General features: G+C 28.9%; 8 protein-coding genes and 1 pseudogene. 2 read left to right on the top strand and 7 right to left on the bottom strand.

The window, feature by feature from the left end; all coding sequences use genetic code 11:
• On the bottom strand, positions 1-1,587 hold a 1,587-nt coding region (gene mutS / locus KPL51_RS07005; RefSeq protein WP_216158843.1), incomplete at its 3' end, for a DNA mismatch repair protein MutS.
• 30 nt (positions 1,588-1,617) lie between these two features.
• A complete protein-coding gene (miaB, locus tag KPL51_RS07000; RefSeq protein WP_216158841.1) occupies positions 1,618-2,943 on the bottom strand; it encodes a tRNA (N6-isopentenyl adenosine(37)-C2)-methylthiotransferase MiaB in 1,326 nt (441 codons plus the stop codon).
• A 294-nt stretch (positions 2,944-3,237) separates the two neighbouring features.
• Between miaB and KPL51_RS06995 the strand changes: the two genes are divergently transcribed.
• Positions 3,238-3,396: a hypothetical protein gene (locus tag KPL51_RS06995; RefSeq protein ID WP_216158839.1), complete on the top strand. Its 159-nt coding sequence runs from the start codon at positions 3,238-3,240 to the stop codon at positions 3,394-3,396.
• Between the two features lie 28 nt (positions 3,397-3,424).
• The gene (locus KPL51_RS06990; protein WP_216158837.1) at positions 3,425-4,621 is read left to right on the top strand and encodes a pyridoxal phosphate-dependent aminotransferase; all 1,197 of its coding nucleotides are present in this window, start codon (positions 3,425-3,427) and stop codon (positions 4,619-4,621) included.
• A gap of 43 nt (positions 4,622-4,664) precedes the next feature.
• Here KPL51_RS06990 and KPL51_RS06985 read toward each other — a convergent pair whose 3' ends face one another.
• The 5 genes and pseudogenes from KPL51_RS06985 to KPL51_RS06965 all read right to left on the bottom strand — a co-directional run bounded on the left by KPL51_RS06985 (position 4,665) and on the right by KPL51_RS06965 (position 9,794).
• Positions 4,665-5,534, bottom strand: coding sequence for a GNAT family N-acetyltransferase (locus KPL51_RS06985; protein WP_216158835.1), 870 nt, complete (start codon positions 5,532-5,534; stop codon positions 4,665-4,667).
• 111 nt (positions 5,535-5,645) lie between these two features.
• A complete protein-coding gene (locus tag KPL51_RS06980; RefSeq protein ID WP_224853660.1) occupies positions 5,646-6,704 on the bottom strand; it encodes a CotS family spore coat protein in 1,059 nt (352 codons plus the stop codon).
• Between the two features lie 160 nt (positions 6,705-6,864).
• A pseudogene (locus tag KPL51_RS06975) lies at positions 6,865-7,734 on the bottom strand (4-hydroxy-3-methylbut-2-enyl diphosphate reductase); the annotation flags it as partial.
• A gap of 33 nt (positions 7,735-7,767) precedes the next feature.
• Positions 7,768-8,430 carry a (d)CMP kinase gene (cmk, locus tag KPL51_RS06970; RefSeq protein ID WP_216158831.1) on the bottom strand — a complete coding sequence of 221 codons (663 nt, stop codon included), beginning with the start codon at positions 8,428-8,430 and terminating at the stop codon, positions 7,768-7,770.
• A 137-nt stretch (positions 8,431-8,567) separates the two neighbouring features.
• Positions 8,568-9,794 carry a BaiN/RdsA family NAD(P)/FAD-dependent oxidoreductase gene (locus KPL51_RS06965; protein WP_216158829.1) on the bottom strand — a complete coding sequence of 409 codons (1,227 nt, stop codon included), beginning with the start codon at positions 9,792-9,794 and terminating at the stop codon, positions 8,568-8,570.
• Positions 9,795-9,827 lie beyond the last annotated feature (33 nt).

The raw sequence follows: 9,827 nt of genomic DNA, 5'->3' as shown, positions 1-9,827 counted from the left end.
AGTAAATACCTCATATTCAATATTTACTAATTTTTCTTCTGCTCCCAAAATCTTTTCTTCCATTTCCTTAAGTTCAGGAGTAATGTATCTTTCTGCGTTAGACAGTGTTTGTTTTCTTATATACCTTCCCTCAGGAATTAAGCTAATATTTGCTTTGGTTATTTCTATATAATAGCCAAAGACCCTATTATATCCTACTTTTAAAGATCTTATACCAGTTATGCCCTTCTCATCATTTTCTAAAGTAGCAATCCATTCCTTGCCATGAGCCTTAGCTAGCCTTAGCTCATCTATTTCACTATTTAAGCCCTCTTTAATAATATTTCCTTCTTTGATAGAAATAGCTGGGCTTTCGATAATAGAGTTTTCTAATGTATTATATATATCTTTTAAGTCGTCTAAGTCTAAGTATATTTTTCTCATTAATTTACTATTAAGCCCAGCTAAAATGGCTTTAAGCTTTGGTATTTTTTCTATAGAATTTTTAAGAGATATTAATTCCTTTGCATTAACATTTTTCGAAGAAATTTTACCTACAAGTCTTTCTATATCATATATATCCGTGAGCACATCTTTTAAATCTTCGTGGAAGGATATATTATTTTTCAATTCCTCTACAGCCTCTAATCTTTCTTCTATTAAACTTTTATTTATTAGAGGTTGATCTAACCATTTACGAAGTCTTCTAGCTCCCATAGCAGTGTTGGTTCTATCTAATACCCAAAGCAAAGAACCTTTCTTAGTTTTATCCCTTAAAGTTTCCGTAAGCTCTAAGTTTCTCCTAGAATTTGCATCTAAACTTACATAATCTAAAATATCATAATATTCTATAGTATCTATGTGAGAAAGCGAATTCTTTTGTGTGTCTATAATATAACTAAGAAGTCCTGATATACTTCTAAGTAAGGTTTGTGATAATGTGATTTCTAAATAATTATGAAACTGTTTTTTTAATAGTGTATCATCCTTCATAATAAAAAAATCATTTTGGTAAGATGTATAAGACACATTAAATCTTTCTTTTATTGACTCTTGCATATCACCAGATAAATCTTCCGATACTATAATTTCTTTTGGACTAAATTTTGATATTTCATCTAATATGTTAACAAGATTTAGTCTAGTGTCTGTGCAAGTGAATTCACCAGTTGATACATCACAAAAACACAATCCACAAAAATCATTTTTTTTATCAACGTAAATGCTCATAACATAATTGTTTTTACTTTCTTCTAAAAACCCAGAATCAGTGTAAGTTCCCGGCGTAATTATTTTAATAATATCCCTTTTAACTATGCCCTTTGCAAGTGCTGGATCTTCTACTTGTTCACATATAGCAACCTTATATCCTTTTGCAATTAGCCTACCGATATAGGTGTTTGCTGCGTGGTGAGGAATCCCACACATAGGTGCTCTTTTTTCCAGGCCACAATCTCGTCCTGTAAGTACAAGCTCTAATTCTTTTGCTGCAACCTGCGCATCTTCAAAAAACATTTCATAAAAGTCCCCTAATCTAAAAAACATTATACAGTCCTTGCAGGTTTCTTTAATTTCAAAATATTGTATCATCATTGGAGTTAATGCCAATTGTGTTGCCCCCTTGCTTGTCATAGCACCTTAAATTTCTTCACCATTAAGTGAGAAAGAGCGTGCATCGGTTATTTGAACTGATACTAGATCTCCAATAGCTTTGTAATTACCTTCAAAGTTAACTAATTTTCCAGTTCTAGTTCTACCAGTTAATTTACTTTTATCATTTTTACTATAACCTTCAACTAGAACCTCTACAATTTTTCCTACGTATTCTCCATTTTTTTCTTTCGATGTTCTATTAACAACTTCAATTAATCTATTAAATCTTTCATGCTTAACATCCTCTGGTATTTGGTCACTCATATCATCTGCAGGAGTTCCTTTTCTTTTAGAATAAATGTACATAAATGCCAAATCAAATTTAACCTCTTCCATAAGGCTTAAAGTCTGAGCAAAATCTTCCTCTGTTTCTCCTGGAAAACCAACAATAATATCTGTGCTTAGTCCAACACTCGGCAAAACATTTTTAATATTTTTAACTAATTGTAAATATTGATCTCTATCATAATGTCTATTCATTTTATTTAGAAGATTAGTTGAACCTGATTGTACTGGCAAATGAACTTGTTCACAAACTTTATCACACTGCGCTATTACTTCTATTACCTCAATAGATAAATCCTTTGGGTGAGATGTCATAAATCTTATTCTTTCTAAATCCTCAATATCATTAATTCTTCTTAGAAGTTGCGCAAAATTAATTTCAGAACTTAATCCCTTGCCATAAGAGTTAACATTTTGACCTAGTAAGGTTATTTCTTTGTAACCATCCGATACCATAGTTTTTATTTCACAAATAATATCTTCTGGGTTTCTACTTCTTTCTCTTCCTCTTACATAAGGTACTATACAATAAGTACAAAAATTATTGCAACCATACATAATAGTAACAAAACCTTTTATACTACTTTCTCTATCTATTGGAAGTCCTTCTACAATATCTTCTTCCTTATCCCAAATTTCTATAATTGATGAATCGCCACCTTGTATCCTTTTTAAGTACTCTGGAAACTTATATGCATTATGTGTTCCAATAATAATATCTACAAATGGAAATTTAGTTATTATATGCTTTGCCATACCTTCTTGCTGCATCATACATCCAGTCACTGCTATTATAAGGTTTGGATTCTCCTTCTTCATAGTCTTTAAAGCACCTATATTTCCATCAGCCTTTTGCTCGGCATTCTCTCTAACACAACAAGTATTAAAAATAATTATGTCAGCTGCTTCTTTATCCGCAGTTTTCTTATATCCCATATTTATTAGCATACCGGATAATTTTTCTGAATCCTCGTCATTCATTTGACAACCCCATGTTTCTATATAGTACTTAAGTATTTCATTCATTAGTGCATTCTCCTTTATAAAAAAGTATTACCATCTATCTATTATATATAATTTGAAGGTTTTTTTAAAGTGATTTTTACTAATTCAATATATTTTATCATTTAATTAATTTACTTGAAATATATATCTGAATTAGATTATAATATTATTAATTACTTTTGTATTGTAATTGATAAAAAATTCATGAATAAAAATGTCTTTTATTCTTTATTTATCTCTTATATTTTTCATTTATTTAGTATATACATTAATCTTCTATCTTTTGGGTAAGCTACCTTAAAGGAGTGATTTTATATGTATGATGCAAAAAAAGATGTAAATATTAGAGATAGACATGTGCAGTATGATTGTATAGGTGACAGGAGTTATTTTTATATGTGTTCCCATAGCCATATGGTAAATATAAAAGTACCTTATGTACCTGCTGAGATTATAATAAGAGACTTTAAGTAGGTTTTAAATTTAAGATGGGGGGTATATTATGAATTTATCTAACAGAATTGAAGCAATGCAATTTTCACCTATTCGCAAACTAGTTCCTTTTGCTGAGGAGGCAAAAAAAAGAGGGGTTAGTGTATATCATCTTAATATAGGTCAACCAGATATTAATACTCCTGAAGCATTTATGGAAGGGATAAACCAATACACTGACAAAGTTCTTAAATATGCTAATTCTCAAGGAATAAGCTCATTAATCGAGAGTTTTATAAAATACTACAAAGAATGGGATATAGAATTTGAAAAAGATGAAATTATGGTAACTAATGGAGGATCGGAAGCTATATTGTTTGCACTTATGGCTATTTGTGACCAAGGTGATGAAATTATAGTTCCTGAACCATTTTACACAAACTATACCGGATTTACAGATGTAGCTTCCGTTAAGATTGTTCCATTTATTACAAAAGCAGAAGATGGCTTCCATTTACCTCCCAAAGAAGAAATTACAAGCAAAATTACAAGCAAAACTAAAGCAATAATGGTATCAAATCCTGGGAACCCTACAGGTGTGGTATATACCGAAGCTGAAGTAAGAATGCTTGCTGATATAGCAAATGAAAACGATTTATTTCTAATTGCTGATGAGGTATATAGAGAATTCGTTTATGATGGTTTAAAATATACTTCTGCCTTATATATGAAGGATGTCCAAGATAAAGTAATATTAATTGATAGTATATCTAAACGTTATAGTGCATGTGGTGCTAGAATTGGTTTAGTTGCATCAAAAAATAAGAGTCTTATGAATCAGATTATTAAATTGGGACAAACTAGGCTATGTGTCCCTACTATTGAGCAATTAGCTGCAGCAAATTTGATCAACACCCCTAAATCATACTTTATAGAAGTTAAAAAGGAATATGAAGAAAGAAGAAACATTCTGTACGAATACTTATCAAAAATACCAGGAGTAATTTGCATAAAACCTACAGGCGCATTTTATGTAATAGCTAAGCTACCAATAGAAAGTGGTGAAGATTTTGCTAAATGGTTATTAACAGATTTCAATTATAATAACAAGACAGTAATGGTTGCTCCTGCAGAAGGTTTCTATTCAACTAAGGGACTCGGTGTAAATGAAATTAGATTATCCTACTGTTTAAATACAACTGCATTAAAAGATTCTATGGAAATTTTAGGAATAGCTCTTAAAAAATATTTAGAATCAAATAAATAGATAAATAATAAAAGAAGGTAGAGGGGATATTATCTACCTTCTTTTAAATTCTAGTCTTTTGCCAAGTATAAAATTCCCTTTTAATATTAAATCCCAATGAAAGATATAATTTATAAGCAACCACATTATTACAATCTACCTTAAGAGAGACTTTTGAAAAGTCATTATCCATAGCTAAATTAAGCAAATAGCTTAAAAATATTTTCCCATATCCACCTTTTCTATATTCCTGTGCAATTCCAAAATTTACTATGATTGCTTTTTTATCTTCAATAATAATTTGACCATAACCAATTGGTATATTATCAAGTTTAATAAATATTGCACCCTTGTAAAAGTAATATTCCTGTGCTTCATCATAATATATATCGTCAATGTTTATCGGAATTCTATCATCGTTTTTAAATATTTCATTTTGTAATAAGCAGCGTTGCTTTTCATCTTTGTCCTTTTCTACTATAGAAAAAGTAATGTTTTTAGGAATACTGGGATTAAAATATTCTGTGCACGGTTTTTCTAATTCCATAAATCCTTTAGACCTCTTAAATCCTAGCTTACTCAAAACATCTATATTTATTTCATTGTCTTCACATTCATAAGTTATTAAACTATTATTTGTAAGTGGACTAATTAGTGTTTCATAATGGCGAACTAGATTACTGGCCTCTATTACATTTATTGAGTTAATTGAACTATGATGTATATTGTGTTTTTCATACCAAATATATCCTATATATTTATCTTCTTTCAATAATAAATTTACATTTTTTCTTAAAAATAATTTTTGAATAATATTACTATTGTCATATAACTCAAAAAAATCTTTATTTGATAAATTAAAGTTCCTATTAAATTGATTGATTTTTCTAAAATTATTAATGTTTTTTAATGTTAGATTTATTGACTTATACATTTAGCTTTACTCCATTTATATTATTTTTAAATAGATAGATTTTTGATAAGGTATAATACATTACTAATTATAAATCTATTAACATTGTTTTTACAATGAATTTATTATAATTTAAGAATATTCCTCTAAAAAAAGCAAATAATCAGTAAAAAATTTCTCTTGAGTCTCATTATAACCTACTATTCTATTTAGTTTATGCAAATATTTACTCTCAGACCATTTTTTTTGTTTTACATACCTTCTCTGTCCTAACTTCCAAAATTTATTAGGAAAGATTATTAATGCAAACATTATCTCTAATTCTTCTTTATTTAATCTATTTATAGAATTATATGCTTCAATTAAAATTTTAGCAAAATCGAAATTCCATCCATAATTTTTTTTAAACATTAATCTCCTAATAAGCTTTCCTAAATCGCTTATTTGTAAATCAATAATAATACTATCAAAGTCACAGATGAAGTAATCTCCATCATTTTTTACTATATTTTGATAATAAAATCTATTGTGACATATTGTCTTGTCATCATTAGCTACTTTTGATAACTTATAATAAGCTGACTTATTTAGCATGTTAATAGCTGATACTCCTCTATTATAAAAGTTATCAATATTTTCAAGAAAAAGCACATCAAATTCATTTTTTATTCTTTTATTAATAATTATTCTCTTGAATCTTTCAAGATAGTTTAAATTACCAGCAAAAATCTTTGGCCAATTCTTTAAATTAATGTGTATATGGAGTTTCTTATGATCAATTTCATTTGATTTACTATGAAATTGTGCTAAAAGTTTTGTACAACTTACGGCTTCATCAATATTAGTTAAATCACATTTTTCACCTTCTATCCATTCTGTTAAATAAAATATATTTTTTTTATATCTTACAGAAAAAGCTCCCTCTTTTGTTCTAAAATATTTAGCTACATTAGTAAAATTGTTCAATAATAACTCTTCTGATAATATGCTGCCATTTTTAATCTTGTCTCTTCCGTGTTTCATTCTTTTTAAACAGAACTTGCCACGATTTGTTATAATCATATACACACTTTTAACTTTTTCTGCACTTACTAATTCGAAATTATACATACGCATTACAGTAGTTAATATATGCATCTCTTTATTAATAATTATGTTAGCTTGCTGAAGTGCTCTTGTATTCCCTCCCAATTTTCTCTCTCCCCATAATAGTGCTATTAAATTATATTAATTAATTTTATTTAGTATTCAATATTTTTCAAATAATAATAAAAAAACGCATATGCATAATTTCATGCTACACGTTTTTCCTCATTAAAACATATGAAAATCCATTCATAGATAATTATTTAAGTTGTTCGTTCTCATTTAAACAAATACTAGAATTCAATTTTTTAATTGCCTCTTCAATAATCCAATCTGGTGTTGATGCTCCAGCTGTAACCCCTATGCTTTTAAAATTTTTATCTTTTAAAAATTTTTCTGGAATCCCTAACAAATTTTCTACATGTACTGTGTTTTCACAGTTTTTTTTGCATATTTCATAAAGTTTTGTTGTATTAGAACTATTAAACCCTCCAATAACAACCATGGCATCAACCCTTTTGGAAAGTTCTTCAGCAGATTCTTGACGCACTTCTGTTGCACTGCAAATAGTATTAAATGCGACTATTTCCTTACTGACTTTTATAACTGCAGTTAATACATCCTCCCAAGTAGCCTGTCTTTCAGTTGTCTGAGATACCACACATACCTTTTGGGATATATTGCCTAGAGATGCACCACACTTAAGTATGCGTCCTGAATCATTACACCATCCATTAATTCCAATAACTTCAGGATGATTTTCATCTCCTACAATAATTATACTGTATCCTAAGTCATAATATTTTTTCACCTTTTTGTGAATGTTTTCTACGTAAGGACATGTTGCATCTATTATATTGAGTTTATTTTTCTTTAAAATATTTAATGCATCTTCAGATACCCCATGTGACCTAATAATAATTGTATCATTTTCACTTAAGCTATCAATATTATCAAGTTCTATGGGGAATATAGATTTTTTCTTCAAAAAGTCCACAACATCATTATTATGAATAAGTGGCCCTAGTGTATATATTTCATTTTTGTACTTTTCTTTCATTTTTAAAGCTGTTTCTACTGCTCGCTTTACTCCAAAACAAAAACCAGCTGAATCTGCTAGTGTTACTTTTTTCATCCCGACACCTCCCTCCTTATATAAGGTATAAAATTAATCATTTTTAATTTTCGAATTAATATACTCTACCATTTTATCAGCTACCCCATTAATGCTCAAGTCATTAGAATCAATTTCTATAGCATCCTCAGCCTTTTTAAGGGGACTAACTTCTCTATGGGTATCAATATAATCCCTTCTTATAATATCCTTTAAAATAGTATCATAATCAACTTCTATATCCTTAGAAATTAATTCTTCATATCTCCTTTTTGCTCTTTCTTCACTACTGGCGGTTAAATAGAATTTAAAAGTAGCATCCTTAAGAACAACAGTACCAATATCTCTTCCATCCATAATAACATTAAATTTCTTTGCTATATTTTGTTGTAACTTAACAAGAATTTTCCTAATTTCGGGTACAGCCGCATACTTCGAAACATTGTTGCTTATGATAGGCATATTTATCATATCTGTTAAATCTTCATTATTAACAAATAAACGATCCTCTTCAAAATGCATTTCTAAAGATTCCACTATTTTAACCAAATCATCTATATTATTTTCTGTGATGTTTTCATTCATAGCCTTAAGTGCAACAGCTCTATACATTGATCCTGTGTTAATATACATAAGATTGAATTTTTCACCTATTATTTTAGCAATAGTACTTTTCCCTGCACCTGCAGGTCCATCTATGGCAACAGAAATTCCCATTATATTCCACCTCCCATTTGTAAGCATGGTCATATTTATATACTTTAAGCTCTCTAAACTCTAATAACTAAAATTAATATGCTACTAAATAGCATTAATATACTACTCAGTAGCATTATCTTCTATTTTCTATAGCATTAATCCATACCTACGCTATTTCCAGCTAAATACCCTGTTGATAATGCTATTTGAAGATTATACCCTCCTGTATAAGCATCTACATCAATCATTTCGCCTGCAAAATAAAGATTATCAATTATTTTTGACTTCATAGTAGAAGCATCTATTTGCAGTGTGTCTACTCCACCACTAGTTATTATTGCCTCTTCTATTGGACGAAGTCCCTTTATATGAAGTGGCAAATTTTGAAGTAAATTCACTAATATTTTCCTTTCTTCTTTAGTAATAGAATTTACCTTTTTGTCTTCATTAATATTAGACAATTTAATTATTGTATTAATTAGTTTACTTGGAAGTAAGTCATTTAGTGAATTTTTAAAATCTTTATTTGCATATTTTAAAAAATCACTTTGAATTCGCTTATCAAGCTCAACTTCACTTAAAGCTGGTTTTAGATTTATGAAAGCTTTTAATTTTACTCCTTCTTTCACAAAACTACTGCCACTTAAAACAATAGGTCCTGAAATACCATAATGAGTAAAAAGCATTTCTCCAAATTCTTTATATATGCTTTTATTTTTAACATCAGTAATTCTTAATTCTACATTTTTTAGAGAAAGACCCTGTACATCCGGAATCCACTCCTCTTCAACCTCTATTGGTACAAGGGATGGTCTAGGTTTAATTATATTATGTCCTAAAAAACGAGCATAAGTTAATCCTTCTCCAGATGAACCAGTTTGTGGATATGATAAACCCCCAGTACATAAAATAACGTAATCCCCATTTATAATACTTCCATCTGCAAGTTCAACTCCAGCAATATGTTGATTATCTCTAATTAGCTTTTTAACTTTTGTGTTTAACATCACTTCAACCTTTTTATTTTTTAATTCAATATTAAAAGCTTTTATAATATCTGAAGACTTATCTGACTCAGGAAATACTCTATCTCCTCTTTCAACTTTAAGATTAACTCCCCGTTCTTTAAAGAAATTCATAGTATCTTCATTAGTAAATGAGTATAGTGAACTATATAAAAAATGAGGATTACATGGTATATTTTCAAAAAAATCACCAATATCCTTTGCATTTGTAATATTGCATCTACCCTTACCAGTTATATAAAGTTTTCTTCCTAATTTTTCGTTTTTTTCAATGAGCACCACCTGATTTTTTGATGAAGCTGTAACAGCCGCCATCATTCCTGCTGGTCCTCCTCCAATAATAATTATTTTTGACACTTAATCACTCCCTTATAATACTTACTATTATAA

It is taken from the genome of Clostridium bowmanii (assembly GCF_018861315.1).
GTDB lineage: Bacteria > Bacillota > Clostridia > Clostridiales > Clostridiaceae > Clostridium_AD > Clostridium_AD bowmanii.
Note: the sequence above shows the minus strand (reverse complement) of the source record. Positions and strands in the feature narration are given on the sequence as shown.